At 63.5% G+C, this 16,513-nt stretch carries 7 protein-coding genes; all 7 read left to right on the top strand.

What is annotated here, in order from left to right; genetic code table 11:
- Window positions 1-844: 844 nt before the first annotated feature.
- On the top strand, window positions 845-2,404 hold the full coding sequence (locus Q7U29_RS24310; RefSeq protein ID WP_304745600.1) for a 2-isopropylmalate synthase: 1,560 nt from the start codon (window positions 845-847) through the stop codon (window positions 2,402-2,404).
- 383 nt (window positions 2,405-2,787) lie between these two features.
- On the top strand, window positions 2,788-8,148 hold the full coding sequence (locus Q7U29_RS24305; RefSeq protein WP_304745599.1) for a hypothetical protein: 5,361 nt from the start codon (window positions 2,788-2,790) through the stop codon (window positions 8,146-8,148).
- Between the two features lie 198 nt (window positions 8,149-8,346).
- Window positions 8,347-10,545, top strand: a complete 2,199-nt coding sequence (locus tag Q7U29_RS24300; RefSeq protein ID WP_304745597.1) for a hypothetical protein — start codon at window positions 8,347-8,349, stop codon at window positions 10,543-10,545.
- Between the two features lie 40 nt (window positions 10,546-10,585).
- Entirely contained in the window at window positions 10,586-13,219 is a 2,634-nt protein-coding gene (locus Q7U29_RS24295) for a choice-of-anchor tandem repeat GloVer-containing protein (RefSeq protein WP_304745595.1), read from the top strand.
- Between the two features lie 240 nt (window positions 13,220-13,459).
- Window positions 13,460-14,461, top strand: a complete 1,002-nt coding sequence (locus Q7U29_RS24290) for a TRAP transporter substrate-binding protein (protein ID WP_304745593.1) — start codon at window positions 13,460-13,462, stop codon at window positions 14,459-14,461.
- Between the two features lie 136 nt (window positions 14,462-14,597).
- Window positions 14,598-15,173 carry a TRAP transporter small permease gene (locus Q7U29_RS24285; RefSeq protein ID WP_304745591.1) on the top strand — a complete coding sequence of 192 codons (576 nt, stop codon included), beginning with the start codon at window positions 14,598-14,600 and terminating at the stop codon, window positions 15,171-15,173.
- Window positions 15,170-16,495: a TRAP transporter large permease gene (locus Q7U29_RS24280; RefSeq protein WP_304745589.1), complete on the top strand. Its 1,326-nt coding sequence runs from the start codon at window positions 15,170-15,172 to the stop codon at window positions 16,493-16,495. Before Q7U29_RS24285 ends, Q7U29_RS24280 begins: the two co-directional genes overlap by 4 nt.
- Window positions 16,496-16,513: the final 18 nt, after the last annotated feature.

The raw sequence follows: 16,513 nt of genomic DNA, 5'->3' as shown, positions 1-16,513 counted from the left end.
CTGGCGGAGGCGCTGATGGCCCGACCGGGCCAAAGGCGCCGGTTTCCGCCGGGCGACGGAGACTAGACAGCGCACTACTCCGGGGTGAGCGCGAGATAAGCCGTAAAGCCATTGCGCAGGGAAGGCCGGGTGTTCCCCGCTGAACCTGTATGCTCATGTGCGTTTTTTGTTGCACGAGTTTGCACATGAGACCGCGGGTGCAGCGCGCACCCGGTCTTCCCTGCGCCCTCGGAATTCCCGGGGGCCCAACGACAGCAAAGCCTCGGGCGCATCGCGCCGCGGGCGCGAACGTGTTTGTGGACCCGTATGCATCACCGTCATTGCGAGCGCAGCGAAGCAATCCATCTTTCTTTCTCGCTGAGGCAATGGATTGCTTCGCTGCGCTCGCAATGACGCTGAGAGGTCGGAGCGCCTTCCGCTTACCCATCCCCTTGGAGGGCCTCCAGGGGGAGGACGCAAAGAGGGGAGGACCCAAACTAGGTCAGCTCACCTGACTAACTTTTGGCATTGCGGCGGCCGGTATTTCTCGTCTAGAAACAGCCTCGGAACGCCGTCCCGGCAACGAACCGTCAAGGGTTTTGGCCGAGGATTGCGCTTCTCAAGGGTCTGGCAATGCTGATTCGCAGCTGTTTGTACGGAGTTCAGGGGGGAGCGGCGCATGCCGTCCGTCCCCAGGCGATTCCGGCTGCGTCACTGCCCACCCTGCTTCTTGGCGGGCTTCTGCTTCTTATCGGCCCCTGAGGGCCGTCTGGGCGGTTTGCGCCTGGGCACTCAGGGGTTCGCGCGAGATCACCAGATCCCTTCCGCGCTCGACCAGCAGCGCACCAGCTAAAGGAATTTCCGAATGACCACCGCTCCCAAGTCCGACAAGGACCGCGTCATCATATTCGACACCACCCTGCGCGACGGCGAACAGTGCCCCGGCGCCACCATGACCTTCGAGGAGAAGATCGAGATCGCCGAGATGCTCGACGATATGGGCGTCGACGTCATCGAGGCCGGCTTCCCCATCACCTCGGAAGGCGATTTCCAGGCGGTCAGCGAGATCGCCCGCCGGTCCAAGAACTCCGTGATCGCCGGCCTGTCGCGCGCCAACCCGAAGGACATCGACCGATGCGCCGAAGCCGTGAAATTCGCCCGACGCGGCCGCGTCCACACCGTGATCGCGACCTCGCCGCTGCACATGCGCGTCAAGCTGAACATGACGCCGGAGCAGGTGATGGAACTCTCGATCGCCAACGTCACCCGCGCGCGCAACCAGATCGACGACGTCGAATGGTCGGCCGAAGACGCCACCCGCAGCGAGATGGACTATCTCTGCCGGATCGTCGAGGCCGTGATCAAGGCCGGCGCCACCACGGTCAATATTCCCGACACCGTCGGTTACACCACGCCGGAAGAGTATGGTCACTTCATGCGGACGCTGATCGAGCGGGTGCCGAACTCCGACAAGGCGGTATTTTCGGTGCATTGCCATAACGATCTCGGCATGGCGGTGGCGAATTCGCTGGCCGGTATCGCCGGCGGCGCGCGACAGATCGAGTGCACCGTCAACGGCATCGGCGAGCGCGCCGGCAACGCCGCGCTGGAAGAAGTCGTGATGGCGATCAACGTCCGCAACGACGTGTTTCCGTGGTGGAACAAGATCGACACCACCATGCTGACCCGGGCCTCGAAACTGGTGTCGGCCGCGACCTCGTTCCCGGTGCAGTACAACAAGGCCATCGTCGGCCGTAACGCGTTTTCGCATGAGAGCGGTATCCATCAGGACGGCGTCTTGAAGGACGCTTCGACCTACGAGATCATGAAGCCGGAAATGATCGGCCTGAAAAAATCCTCGCTGGTGCTGGGCAAGCATTCCGGCCGCCACGCCTTCGTCCACAGGCTGGAGGAGATGGGCTACAAGCTCGGCGCCAACCAGCTGGAAGACGCGTTCGTGCGCATGAAGGCGCTGGCCGACCGCAAGAAGGACATCTACGACGAGGACATCGAGGCGCTGGTCGACCAGGAAATCGCCAACGCGCATGACCACATCAAGCTGACCTCGCTGACGGTGATCGCGGGCACCCATGGTCCGCAGCGCGCCACCATGAAGCTCAGCATCGACGGCGTGATCAAGATCGAGGAGGCCGAGGGCAACGGTCCGGTCGATGCGGTGTTCAACTGCATCAAGCTGCTGGTGCCGCACGAGGCCAAGCTGGAACTCTATCAGGTCCACGCCGTCACCGAAGGAACCGACGCGCAGGCCGAGGTCTCGGTGCGGCTCGCCCATGAGGGCCGCTCGATGACCTCGAAGGCGTCCGATCCGGATACCCTGGTGGCCTCGGCCAAAGCCTATCTCGGGGCGCTGAACAAGATCGTCATGAAGCACCAGCGCGACCGGCCGGCGGCGGCGGCGAGCTGAGCGCCTCGAAGGGACGCAAGGACCGACCCATACGATAACGCGGCGTCTCGGCGCCGCGTTTTCGTCTTGCGATCAAGATTGAGATGCGGTGCAGCGACAGCGTCGATGGGACGAACGCACCCGAGGGACGAGCGCAGCGAAGCTCGCTGTTGTGGTGACGCCCGCGCTTCACAACTTCACCATGCCGCCAGCGGAACTGCGCCGAACGATCCGGCTATCAGGTATCACATATTAGATAACATCCTGTAACATTGTGCGCATACGCATCGTTAACCACTCGTTGCGTCCGAAACCCTCGCACTTCCCAATTTCGGCGTCGACATGGTTGAGCGTCATCGCTCTCCGTGCGCGCTGGAATCATGCCCGTTATTGGAGAAATTGACATGGCACTTACCGCTGGATCGATCGCTTTCACCGGCTTCAATGGCGATGGCGACGACAATCTGTCGTTTGTCGCTCTGGCCGACATCGCGCAGGGCACCGTCATCAATTTCACCGACAGCAACTGGAACGGTTCCAGCTTTGCCTCCGGCGGCAAAGCCGAGAGCACCATGGCCTGGACCGCGACCTCGGCGATATCGGCGGGCACCGTAATTAACATCAATAACATTGGTAGCGGCACGTTCGGCGCCAGCGCCGGCACGGTGAGCTTTACGAATTCCAACAATACCGGGTTGTCCAACGACGGCGAGGTCGTCTACGCCTATGTCGGCCCGGCCGCCTCGCCGACCTTCCTCGCCGCGATCTCCACCGTCGGCTATTCGTCGTCCGATGGCACCCTGTCGGGAACCGGCCTGGTTGCCGGCCAGACCGCGGTGAGCTTCACCGGCAGCCTCGACATCATGGGCTACAACGGCGCGCGGTCCGGCCAGGGCAGCTTCGCGGCCTATCTTGCGGCGCTCAACAACCCCGCCAACTGGCAGACCCAGAACGGCAGCGGCAACCAGAGCACCGACGGCCCGGCGCCGAACGCGCCGTTCCCGACCACCGCCTTCAGCGTGACGGCGCCGGCGGGGCAGGAGATCTCGTTCTCCCCGGCAAGCGTGTCCGTCGCCGAGGGCGACAGCGGCACTCGCACCCTGACCTTCACCGTCCTGCGCAGCGGGGGCACCACCGGCGCGGTGAGCTTCTCCGGCACGTTTGCCGCCGGCGCCACCAGCGCGGCCGACTACGGCGGCACGCTGCCGGCGTCGACCTTCAGCGGCTCTATCGCCGCCGGCGCCAGCTCGGCGACCGTCACCATCACCATCTCCGGCGATACCGCCGGCGAGGCCAATGAAAGCTTCACCCTGGCGCTCACCACCGCGACCAATGCCAGCGCCCCGGTCACCATCGGCACGGCGAATGCGACCGGCACCATCACCAATGACGACGGCACCGTGGTGTCGAGCAATTCCTCGGCCGCCATCACGCTCGCCAACAACGATCAGGCCACCATCCTGAGCGGCGTGACGCTGTCCGGCTCGACGCCGGTCACCTGGGTCGGTGGCAGCACGACGCCGGGCTCGGCTCTCGACAATCTCGGCACCATCACCGGCACCAGCCGCGCCGTCTATACCAGCGGGTCGGCCAGCGGCAGCTTCGCCGTACACAACGGAGCGGGCGCGACCATCACCGCGGTCAAGGACGCCATCAAGATCTCCAATCTCGGCTCGGGCGCCAATGGCACTTTCACGCTCGACAATGAGGGGACGATCTCGTCCACCGGCATTGCCGGCGATGCGGGGCAGACGCTTGATCTGGACGACATCGCGTCCGTCAACGTCCAGACCGTGATCACCAATGCGGCGAGCGGCGTGATCCAGGCCGCCGACGCCGACGCGATCCGTGCGGGCACCAACGCCACCATCAACAATTCCGGCCAGATCGTCAGCCATAACGGCTCGGCGTCTTCGACCGGCAACGATGCCATCGACTTCCAGTCGGCGCACACCGGCGGCGTCGTCAACAATCTTGCCGGCGGCGTCATCAACGGCGCTCGCCATGGCGTCACCGGCGACCAGCCGATCTTTGTTCGCAATGGGCAAATGGTCGCAGGCGAGGGTAGCGGGAACGCAACGATCACAGGCAGAGCCGGCGCGGGCATCAATATGGATACCGCTAGCTCGACCACGACGGATGTCATGAATTTCGGCACGATCACGGGCACTGCCGTGAACGGCAGCGATGGCGACGGCATTGATGTCGATGGCTTGGTCCATATCTATAATCATGAAAATGGGATCATCAAAGCCGTCGGACTCACCGGCGTCGCGAATGGCCTTAACGAGGCGCTTGCGGTCGGTGGCGGCGCAATCAGCAACTTCGGCCTCATCGTCAGCGATCAGCGCGCCATCACCATCGACGACAGCAACGGCGGCAGCGCGTTCGGCGCCACCACCATCACCAACGAGGGCACGATCCAGGGCGGCAATGGTGAGGCGATCTCGATCGCCGGTACGTTTGCCGACACCGTCACCAACAGCGGCATCGTCACCGGCAGCGTCGCGATGGGCGATGGCAGCGATACGTTGACCAACAGCGGCACCGTCACCGGCGCAATCCTGATGGGCGCCGGCGACGACAGTCTCAATCTCGTTACCGGCGCGACCGTCACGGGCCCGCTCGACGGCGGCGCGGACAACGATACGGTCAATTTGTCGGGTGCTGGCGCGGCTGCACTCCTCGCCACGACCGGTTTCGAGAATCTCGTGGCGCAGGAAGGAACCTGGTCCGTCGCTGCCAGCGACTATAGCTCGGTGACGATCGAGGACGGCGCCACCGTCACGAGCACGGTCACGCTCAACAATGATGACGAACTGACCATCGAAGCCGGCGGCGCGCTCATCAACGCCACCACCATGATCTGGACCGGCGGCGGTGACGCGGTGGTAGACAATGCGGGCCTGATCCAGGCATCGAGCCGCGTCTTCAACACTACCGCCAATGCGGCCGGATCCTTCACCTTGAACAACCAGGCCGGTGGCGTGGTGCGCGGCCCCCTCAGTCCGCAATTCGGGGCGGCCGCGGATGCGACCGTCACGATCAACAATGCCGGCATGATGGAATCCAGCGGCCGAGTGATCGACTTCCAGAGCCTCGCGGCCGGCGGCGCCGATATCGTGATCAATAATCTCGAGGGCGGCACGATCCGCCAGACCGGCTCCAATACCGACGTGATCCGGCCCGGCCAGGACACGGTCGTCGACAACCACGGCACCATCACCACCGCGCCCGGCTTCGCCGGCGGCGGCGATTTGATCGACTACCAGAGCAGCACCGGCGGCAAGGTCAACAACTACGCCACCGGCTGGATGGAAGGTGCGCGTCACGCTGTGACCGGCGACAACGCCGTCACCGTCTACAATGCGGGGACGATGATCGGCCGCAACGGCTCGGCGGTGAACATCGACAATGGCGACTCGGAAGCGGAAAAGGTGTTTGTGACCAACCATGGCACCATGGAAGGCCGCTCGGCCGCACTGTCCGATTCGGACGGCGATGCCATCGACGTCGACGGCCTGGTGCAGGTGCTGAACTATGGCCGCATTGCCGGCCTCGGCGCCAACGGCAGGCATGATGGCGAGCCGAACGTGTCGGAGGGCATCGCGATCGGCGGTGGCACCATCCTGAACTATGGTGCGAACGCCGAGATCTATGGCTACGGTCGCGCCATCCAGGTCGACAATTCCAGCAACAGCAACGCGCTGGGCACGACCTTCATCAACAATGACGGCCTGATCAAGGGTGACGGCCATGGTCCCGAAGGCGTGACCCTGACGCCCGAGGAGGTCGCCAAGTTCGACCTGCGTGGCAACGAGGCGATCAAGCTCGTCGGCGATTACGCCGATGAGATCATCAACGGCAGCACCGGCCGGATTGTCGGCGGCGTGTCGATGGGCGGCGGAAACGACCATCTGCAAAGCATGGGTTCGTTCACCGCGACCGGTGGTTCGGCCATCGACATGGGCGCCGGCAACGACACGATGTACCTGTACACCGGCACGACGGTGCAGGGCACGATCCTGCTCGGCACCGGCGATGACCTCGTGCTCTCGACCGCCGACAGCGGCTTCGCGATCGATGCCGGCGACGGCGACGACCAGATGTATATCTCGGGCTATACCGGCGGCAACGATATCCTTGGCGGTGGCGTTGGCAATGACGTGATCTACGCCGGCCTCGGCAGCGACCAGATCGACGGCGGCGCCGACAACGACACGCTGAGCGGCGAAGGCGGCGACGACGTGGTCGATGGCGGAGCCGGCGATGACCACATCATGGGCGGCAGCGGCGTCGACACGCTGCGTGGCGGCGAAGGCAACGACCGCATCGAGGCCGGTGCCGGCGACACCGTCGAAGGCGGAGCCGATGACGATGTGATCGAGGTCTCGACCTGGAGCGGCGTTCCGGCATCGATCGACGGCGGTGACGGCGACGATACGCTCGAGCTCTCGGGTACCGGGAGCGGTGGGCTCGGCGGCGCGACCAATGTCGAGAAGCTCGTGGTTCAAGGCGGCGTCTGGACCGTCCTCGACGCGTCGAACTTCTCCGAAGCCATGGTGGAAAGCGGCGCGACGCTGATCGCCTACGGAAACGGCACCGACACCACGGTCGCCCAGGGCGGCACCCACTATGTCTGGGGCACGGCGACCGGCTCGGCGGTTTCCGGACAGCAGATCGTCGGGCCGGGTGCTGCGGCCAGCGAAACCGCGATCGCATCCGGCGGCCTGCAGATCGTCCATACCGGCGGCGTGTCGAACGGGGCGATCGTGGCGGGCGACCAGGCCATCTACGGTTCGGCCGACCAGACGACGATCGGCGATGGCGGCACGCAAGCCGTCTACGCCGGCGGTACGGCCAGCGGCACGACGGTAAACGCAGGCGGCACCCAGATCGATTGGGGCGTCGTCTCCGGCACCATCGTCAATGGCGGCACTCAATATGTCTGGGGCACGGCGACCGGCACGACGGTCGTCTCGGGCCTGCAGCAGGTCGGAAACGGCGGCACCGCTGACGCCGCGATCGTCAACGGTGGCGGCGAGCAGATCGTCCATGGCGGCGGCGTCTCGAACGGGGCGATCGTCGCGGGCGACCAGACCGTCTACGGGTCGGCCGACCAGACGACGATCGGCGATGGCGGCCTGCAGTCCGTCTATGGCAGCGCCACCGGCACGATGGTGGAAGCCGGCGGCGAGCAAAGCGTCCACGTCAACGGCGTCGCCACCGGCACGACGTTGAATGGCGGCGTTCAGATCACCTGGGGCAACGCGGTCGATACCATGATCCTCAGCGGCAACCAGTATGTCTGGGGCACGGCGAGCGGCACGACGATCCAGTCGGGCGCGCAGCACGTCGGCGCCGGCGGCAGCGTCAGCGACACCACCATCGACAGCGGGGGCATCGGCTATGTCCACGCCGGCGGTGCCCTGCACGACGTGACGTTCGGCAGTGCGGGCGGCGCACTGGTGCTCGACGAGACGGATGCGTTCAGCGGAGAAATCTCCGGATGGGACGACGGCGACCGCATCGCTCTCGGCGATATCGCCTTCGGCGAAAGCACGACGCTGGCTTACGTCGCCAATGCCGGCAACACCGGCGGCTTGCTGACGGTGTCGGACGGTACACATGTGGCAACGCTGGAACTGCTTGGCCAGTACACCGCGGCGGATTTTGCGCTGTCGTCCAATGGTTACGGCGGCACCATGATCAGCGATCCCGGCGTGGCCCAACAGAACGTGCTCGCGCCGGCGCTTGCCGCGTGAGGCACATCGCCGCGAGCACGGCGGGGACGATCCGCGGGACGGCTGAAGGAGGCCGCCCCGCGCTCCAGGTTGCGTTCCGTCATCGATATGTTAGGTTCGATCACTATTAACATAATTGATAACAGTACATTGTCGTTGCGCCAGCTGCGCGGTTCGTTGCCGTGCACGTTTGGCGGAGCACAGCAAGGGGCAGCGCAAATGTCGATTTTGACGCCACCGGCTACCCTCACAGGTGCAAGCGGCGCGATTCTGGACGCGGAGCCCTTGGCCCCCACGATCGGTGGCGGTTTCATCGGCACCGGGCCGCGATATCCTGCCGGGGCAAGTATTCGTGAGGTGCCCGCCGGGAATTTCCCCGCGGTCCCGCCCTTGAGCGGGACGCTGATCGTTCAGGGCACGACGACAATGCAGGGATCCGACGGCGCCGGGCCAGTGGCCGCGGTGCAGGCGGCGCCGACTTTGTCGATCACCAGCTTTGACGTGGACACCGGCGTGAGCAAGCATGACGGCCTGACCAATGATGCGAACGTGTTCCTGTCGGGGACAATCTCTCCCGGGCAGCCAGATAGTGCGCTGCTATTGTTGGTTTATAGCGGGGATACCCAGGTCGGAACGGCCGTGGTGTATCCAAACAGCCAGACCTGGACCTCGTACGACACGATGTTGATTGAGGGCGTCAATAACCTCACCGTGCGGTTGGCTGACCGTCCGAGCACTTCGAACGTTTTCGCCGTGACGCTCGACACCAAGCCGCCGGTTCTGACGGTCACCGACATCGTAACGGAAACGGCCGCGACGGTAAGCGTTTTCGGCACGGTCGATGGGGTTGCCGCAGGTACCCAGATTCAGCTTAGGCTCGAAAATGGCACTTCATTCGCGACCACGGCGGGTCCGGACGGGACCTGGAGCTTCATCGGCCTGTTGCGCTCGGCGATCATCGATAGCTTCACGGTCGCCGCCACTGACGCAGCCGGAAATTCCGGCTCCGCACAATACGTATTCAAGGCCGCATCCGGCGGTTTCACCTATGACCAATACGTTTTCGGAACAGCCTCCGACGTGCGGGTGTACGGAGAACAGCGCGTGTACGTCGGCGGCCAGGCGCTCGACACGGATGTTTCTGAAACCGGTACCCAGATTATCTGGGGCAGCGCCAGCAATACGACGTTGGGCGGCACGCAATTCGTGTGGGGCACGGCGATCGATACATCCGTCGAAAGACAGCTTTGGTCCAATGTGACGCCCATTCAATATGTCGGCGCCGGAGGATACGCCTTCAGCACGACGATCAGATTTGGCGAACAGATTGTCTATGCCGGCGGGTTCGCCAGCGGCACGTCGATCATCAGTGGCAGCCAGACCGTCTACGGTGCGGCGAGCGATGTCTATATCTACGGTGCCGGCGCCCAGTATCTTTACGGCACGGCCGCCCACACCACCATTTCCGGTGCTGGCCGGCAGACCGTCTACGCCAACGCGACCGCCACCGGCACCACCTTGTACGCCGGCGCGACCCAGATCGACTGGGGAACGGCGGTCGACACCCTGATCGCCGGCGGCAGCCAGTATGTCTGGGGCACGGCGACCACGACGACGATCAACACGGGCGCGCAATATGTCGGAGCAGGCGCGACCGCCAACGGCACGATCATCAACGGCGCTGGCGAGCAGGTCGTCTATGACGGCGGTATCGCGATTGGCGCGCTCATTGTGGGCGGTGAGCAGGTCGTCTACGGCTCCGCGGAACAGGCGACGGTCGGCAATGGCGGCCTGCAGTCGGTGTATGGCAGCGCGACCGGCACCATCGTCAACAACGGCGGCGAGCAAAGCATCCATGCGGGCGGCACGTCTACCGGCGCGACGCTGAGTTTTGGCGCTGTCCAGATCGACTGGGGCATGGCGATCGGCACCACCATCAGCGGCGGCAGCCAGTATGTCTGGGGCACCGCCACCGGCACGACCATCGTGTGGGGTGCACAATATGTCGGCGCCGGCGGCACCGCCATCGGTACCACGATCGACAGCGGCGGGGTGGAGTATGTCATCGCGGGCGGTGCGGCCCATGGCGTGACGTTCGCCGGCCCGAACGCGACACTGAGGCTCGACGAGGCAGACGCCTTCAGCGGAACGATTTCTGGTTGGCAGGACGGCGACCACCTCGGCCTCGGCGACATCGCCTTCAGCGAAGGTTCTACCACGGTGGCCTATGCGGCCAACCCCCGCAACACCGGCGGCACGCTGACCGTGTCCGATGGTGTCCATGTGTCGACACTCGAACTGCTCGGCCAGTACACCGCGGCGGATTTTGCGCTGTCGTCCGATGGTAACGGCGGCACGCTGGTCAGCGATCCCGGTGTTGCGGTGCAGAACATGCTCGCTCCCGCGCTTGCTGCGTGAACCCGACGCTGTCAGCGTTTAATTCCGGGAGAGCCGACCCATGCAGACGGTGAGATTTGAGATAGATTCGCGGTCGGCTCAGGTGGTCGAAAGAGGCGGAATCACGTTGACGGTCGAGCGGATCGGCGGCGTGTTGGGAGATTTGTCCTTTCGCGTTTTCACCGATGGCACCGCCAGGCATCTCGAGGACTTTTGGGGACCCTTCGTTGGAACGCAATGGAGTTCGTTTGGAACGATCCCGGCCGGGCAAAGTTCGGTGAGCGTTTCTATAGTCATGGTAGACGACATCCGATCCGAAGCGCCCGATTCGATCCATCTGAGAATTAGTGATGTCGTGAACAGCGTGGATCAGGCCGTGGTCGCGCCGTCCAGCGAGGGGGGTAGCGCAAACATTGTCATTCTGGACAATGATTTGGAGACGCTTGTCGACCTCCCAGGCGGCTCGCCTGCCGGAAAGCTGCCTGAAGGAATTCTGGCGGCCGATTCCGACGGGAACCTGTTCGGCACGACATCCGAAGGCGGGGCCTACGGCTTCGGAGCGGTGTTCAAGATCGAGAAGACCGCCAGCGGTTACGCCACGTCTCCGACGACGCTGGTCAGCTTCAATGGCGGCAACGGCGCAAACCCGATTGGCGGTCTCATACTGGACGCCGAGGGCAATCTGTTCGGTACCACGGCTGCCGGGGGCGCGCACGGCGTCGGCACGGTGTTCGAGATTGCGAAAACCGCCAACGGATACGCCAGCATGCCGTCCACACTCGTGACGTTCGACGGCATCAATGGTTCAGCACCTCGCGGCACTCTGATCGCCGACGTCGCCGGCAACCTGTTCGGCACGACGACGACAGGTGGCACATACGGCCTAGGGACGGTGTTTGAGATTGCAAAGACAGTAAATGGATACGCGAGCACTCCCACTACACTGGTCCATTTCGACGGCAGCAATGGTGCGAAACCCTACGCCGATCTGACCGTCGACGGCGCGGGAAACCTGTTCGGCACGACATCGGGAGGTGGGACGTACGGTTTCGGCACGGTGTTCGAGATCGCAAATACCGCAACCGGCTACGCCGGCGCGCCGACCACGCTGGTAAATTTTGCCGGCTACAACGGACGGGCGCCGATGGCAGGTCTGACCCTCGACACCGCCGGCCATCTGTTCGGCACCACATCGGGAGGCGGGGAGTTCGGTGGCGGCACCGTGTTCACCATCGTGAAGAACGCCGGCGTTTATGCCAGCATGCCCACCACCATCACGAGTTTCAACAGCCTCTCCACCGGGACCGCGCCCGACGGCCGCTTGATTATCGATGCAGACGGGAACTTGTTCGGTACAACGGCCTATGGCAGGCCCTATACCCCGCCCCCGTATAGTACGCCGGGGCACTTCGGCACTTTTGCCGGTTCGGTGTTCAAGATTCTCAAAAACAGCAACGGCGGCTACTCTGCGCCGATCCCGCTGGCAGACCTCGAAACCAATCAATTCTCCTATTTCTATAAAAACTTTCCCTATGGCGAACACCCCAAGGGCCTGATCGTCGATGCCGCTGGCAACTTGTTCGGCACGGCGCTCCGCAGCGGCTCTATCGATTTGTTTTACGCAAATCAGACTCCATCCGGCGGCGGGACCGTCTTCAAAATCCCATCGGTAGTCGATCTGCGCGTCGATACAAACGTGATCCAGCAGGTTCACGGCAACGCTGACAAGATGACCGTCAGCGGTGTTGGCCGCCAAAACGTCTACGCGACGGGCCTGGTCACCGGAACGACGCTGGAAGGTGGCGGCATTCAGGTAGACTGGGGCAGGGCCATCGACACCACAATAAACGGCGGCACCCAATATGTGTGGGGCACCGCGACCCGCGCAACGATATCGTCGGGTACGCAGCACGTCGGTTTCGGTGGCACCTGCTTCGAAACCAGGATCAGCAACGACGGTGAGCAGATCGTCCATCTCGGCGGCGTGTCGAACGCGGCGTTGATCGCGGGTGGCGATCAGGCCGTCTACGGTTCGGCCGAGCAGACCACCATCGGCGACGGCGGCCTGCAGTCCGTCTACGGCAGCGCCACCAGCACGATCGTCAATGGCGGCGGCGAGCAGAATATCTATGTCAACGGCACCGCCACTGACACGGCGGTGAACGCCGGCGGCGTCCAGATCACATGGGGCAGCGCGGTCGACACCACGATCAATGGTGGTAACCAATACGTCTGGGGCACGGCGACCGGCACGACGATCCAGTCGGGCGTGCAGCATGTCGGCGCCGGCGGCAGCGCCAGCGACACCACCATCGACAGCGGTGGGCTCAGCTATGTCCATACCGGCGGCACCCTGCACGACGTCCTATTCGCCGGCGCAGAGGGCACGCTGATGCTCGACGAAGCCGATGCGTTCAGCGGCGAGATCTCCGGATGGGAGGATGGCGACCGCCTGGGTCTCGGCGACATCATCTTCGGTGAAAGCACCACGCTGGCCTACGTCGCCAATGCCGGCAACACCGGCGGCACGCTGACGGTGTCGGGCGGCACGCATGTCGCTTCGCTGACCCTGCTCGGCCAGTACACCGCGGGGGATTTCGCCCTGTCGTCCGACGGACACGGCGGCACGCTGGTCAGTGACCCGGGAACTCCGGTTCAGGCCCAGAACGTGCTCGCGCCTTCGCTTTATGCGTGAGGTCGATCCCTGCGATGACGACAAGGGAGGAGCCCGCTAGTCGGGTTGAGCCGGGGGAAACGAGAATATATCTGAACGCGGCGCCCTCGGCGCCGCGTTATTGCATTGCAGCAACGGATTTCGGCGACCACTGCTAACGGGCAATGGCATTTCGGCCGGCTTCTCTGTATTGGTGCGACTGGCATACGAGCTGAGGAGCCGCGCCAGCGCGCGCTTCGTAAAAATCATGCGGGAGGAAACATGCATAAACTGATTTTGACGGCTGCGTCAGTCGCAGCATTAGCCCTGATCGGTCCGGCATCGGCGCAAGCGCCGATCGTCATCAAGTTCAGCCACGTCGTCGCGCCGAACACGCCGAAGGGGCTGGCTTCCGAGAAATTCAAGGAACTGGCCGAGAAATACACCGGCGGCAAGGTCAAAGTCGAGGTCTACCCGAACTCGCAGCTCTACAAGGACAAGGAAGAGCTGGAAGCGCTGCAGCTCGGCGCGGTGCAGATGCTGGCGCCGTCGAACGCCAAGTTCGGCCCGATCGGGGTCAAGGAATTCGAGGTGTTCGATCTTCCCTATATCCTGCCGGACATCAAGACGCTGCGCAAAGTCACCGACGGTCCGCTCGGCACCAAGCTGCTCAAGCTGCTCGACGCCAAGGGCATGACCGGTCTCGCCTATTGGGACAATGGTTTCAAGATGATGAGCGCCAACAAGAAGCTGCTCACGCCCGCCGACTACAAGGGCCTGAAATTCCGCATCCAGTCATCGAAGGTGCTCGAGGCCCAGTTCCGCACGCTCGGCGCGATTCCGCAGGTGATGGCGTTCTCGGAAGTCTATCAGGCGCTGCAGACCGGCGTGGTGGATGGTCAGGAAAACACCTGGTCGAATATCTACACCCAGAAAATGCATGAAGTGCAGAAGCACATCACGGTCACCAACCACGGCTACATCGGCTACATCGTGGTGGTGAACAAGAAGTTCTGGGACGGCATTCCCGCCGACATCAAGCCTCAGCTCGACAAGGCGATGAAGGAAGCCACCGCCTACGGCAACGGCCAGTCGCAGAAGGAAAACGATGACGCGCTGGCGGAGATCAAGAAGACCGGCAAGAGCGAAATCATCACGCTGACGCCGGAGCAGGATGCGGCGATGCGCAAGGCGCTGGAGCCGGTCTACCAGGATGTGGCAAAGCGCGTCGGCCAGACGGTGATCGACGAATTCCTCAAGGAGACGAGGGGCGCGACCAACTAAGGCGACATCAGGGGCTTCCGTGCCTCGGCACGGAAGCCTCTTCATGTCCGGGGGATAATGCAGCCGCTGGCCGCAGGAGCGATTGCACGAGAATCATCCGCCTTGGTTCCGGGGATGGTCCGCACGGGGGGAGTTCATGTTTCTTCGCATCCTCGATCGTCTTGAGGAGATATTGATCACGACGCTGATGGGGCTCGCGACCTTCATCATCTTTCTCGCCGTGATGCACCGCTATCTCATCGGCGTTCCCCTGCTTTATCCGTTGCTGTTTCCCATCCACATGTCCTGGGCGCAGGAACTGTGCATCTATATGTTCGTGTGGGTGGCGAAGTTCGGCGCGGCCTACGGCGTGCGCACCGGTATCCATGTCGGCGTCGACGTCGTGGTCAACCTGCTGAATCCGCCGTGGCGGAAGACGGTCGTTCTGTTCGGGCTGTTCTGCGGCGCCTTCTTCACCGCGGTGATCGGCACCATGGGCGCCAAGTTCGTGTTCGGGCTGATGTTTACCGACCAGGTCTCGCCCGATCTCGAGATTCCGAGCTGGATGATCTATCTCTGTATCCCGCTCGGCTCCTATCTGATGTGCTTCCGCTTCCTCCAGGTCGCGTTCAATTTCTGGCGCACCGGCGACCTGCCGCATCACGACCACGCCTATGTCGAGGGTATCGACGTCGAAGCGCCCGGCATCGGCGTCGCGGAGGTCACCCGATGAGCAGCCTAATTATTTTCGGGCTGCTGGTCGCGCTGATGCTGACGGGCATGCCGATCTCCATCGCCCTCGGCATGACGGTGCTGACCTTCATCTACACGATGACCAATGTGCCGACCGAGTCGGTGGCCCTGAAGCTGTTCACCGGCATCGACAATTTCGAGATCATGGCGATCCCGTTCTTCATCCTCGCCGGCAACTTCCTGACCCATGGCGGCGTCGCGCGCCGCATGATCAATTTTGCCACCTCGATGGTCGGGCACTGGTACGGCGGGCTCGGGCTCGCGGGCGTGATGGCCTGCGCGCTGTTCGCCGCGGTGTCGGGATCCTCGCCCGCCACCGTGATCGCGATCGGCTCGATCATGATGCCGGCGATGGTGAAGCAGGGTTTCCCCAAGCGTTTCGGCGCCGGGGTCATCACCACCTCGGGCGCGCTCGGCATCCTGATCCCGCCGTCGATCGTGATGGTGATCTATTGCGTGGCGACCGGCGGCAGCGTCGCGCTGGATCCATCGGGCGCCCGCGTGTCGTCGGCCTCGGTCGGGCAGATGTTCATGGCCGGCGTCATTCCCGGACTGATGCTGGCGATGCTGTTGGGCGTCACTACCTTCTATCGAGCCTGGAAATACGACTATCCACGACTGCCGCGCGCGAGCTGGACCGAACGCCTGGTGGCGTTCCAGAAGTGCATGTGGGGGTTGCTGCTGATCCTGATCGTGCTCGGCGGCATCTATGCCGGGCTGTTCACGCCGACCGAAGCCGCGGCGATCAGCGCGGTCTACGCCTTCATCATCGCCGTGTTCGTCTACAAGGACATGGGGCTGAGGGACGTGCCCAGGGTGCTGCTCGGCTCGGCCAATATGAGCGCGATGATCCTCTACATCATCACCAATGCGGTGCTGTTCTCGTTCCTGATGGCGAACGAGAACATTCCGCAGCAGATCGCCAACTGGATCACCTCGGTCGGCGTCGACTGGATCATGTTCCTGCTGATCGTCAACGTGTTGCTGCTGATCGCCGGGAATGTGATGGAGGCCTCCTCGATCGTTCTGATCATGGCGCCGATCCTGTTTCCGGTGGCGGTCAAGCTCGGGATTCATCCGGTGCATCTCGGCATCCTGATGGTGGTCAACATGGAAGTCGGCATGTGCCATCCGCCGGTCGGGCTCAATCTCTACGTCGCCTCCGGCATCGCCAAGATGGGCATTACCGAACTGACCATCGCGGTGTGGCCGTGGCTCCTGACCATGCTGATGTTCCTCGTCGCCGTCACCTACATACCGGAAATCTCGCTGTGGCTGCCGCGCACGCTCGGCATGCTGTGATGGAGACCACCTGCAAGC

Origin of the sequence: Bradyrhizobium sp., from assembly GCF_030654605.1 — a bacterium.
Taxonomy (GTDB): domain Bacteria; phylum Pseudomonadota; class Alphaproteobacteria; order Rhizobiales; family Xanthobacteraceae; genus Bradyrhizobium.
Note: the sequence above shows the minus strand (reverse complement) of the source record. Positions and strands in the feature narration are given on the sequence as shown.

Bases quoted from the DNA above. Each gene is read 5' to 3' on its own strand.
- Q7U29_RS24310 (WP_304745600.1), top strand. From the start codon at position 845: ATGACCACCGCTCCCAAGTCCGACAAGGACCGCGTCATCATATTCGAC.
- Q7U29_RS24305 (WP_304745599.1), top strand. From the start codon at position 2,788: ATGGCACTTACCGCTGGATCGATCGCTTTCACCGGCTTCAATGGCGAT.
- Q7U29_RS24300 (WP_304745597.1), top strand. From the start codon at position 8,347: ATGTCGATTTTGACGCCACCGGCTACCCTCACAGGTGCAAGCGGCGCG.
- Q7U29_RS24295 (WP_304745595.1), top strand. From the start codon at position 10,586: ATGCAGACGGTGAGATTTGAGATAGATTCGCGGTCGGCTCAGGTGGTC.
- Q7U29_RS24290 (WP_304745593.1), top strand. From the start codon at position 13,460: ATGCATAAACTGATTTTGACGGCTGCGTCAGTCGCAGCATTAGCCCTG.
- Q7U29_RS24285 (WP_304745591.1), top strand. From the start codon at position 14,598: ATGTTTCTTCGCATCCTCGATCGTCTTGAGGAGATATTGATCACGACG.
- Q7U29_RS24280 (WP_304745589.1), top strand. From the start codon at position 15,170: ATGAGCAGCCTAATTATTTTCGGGCTGCTGGTCGCGCTGATGCTGACG.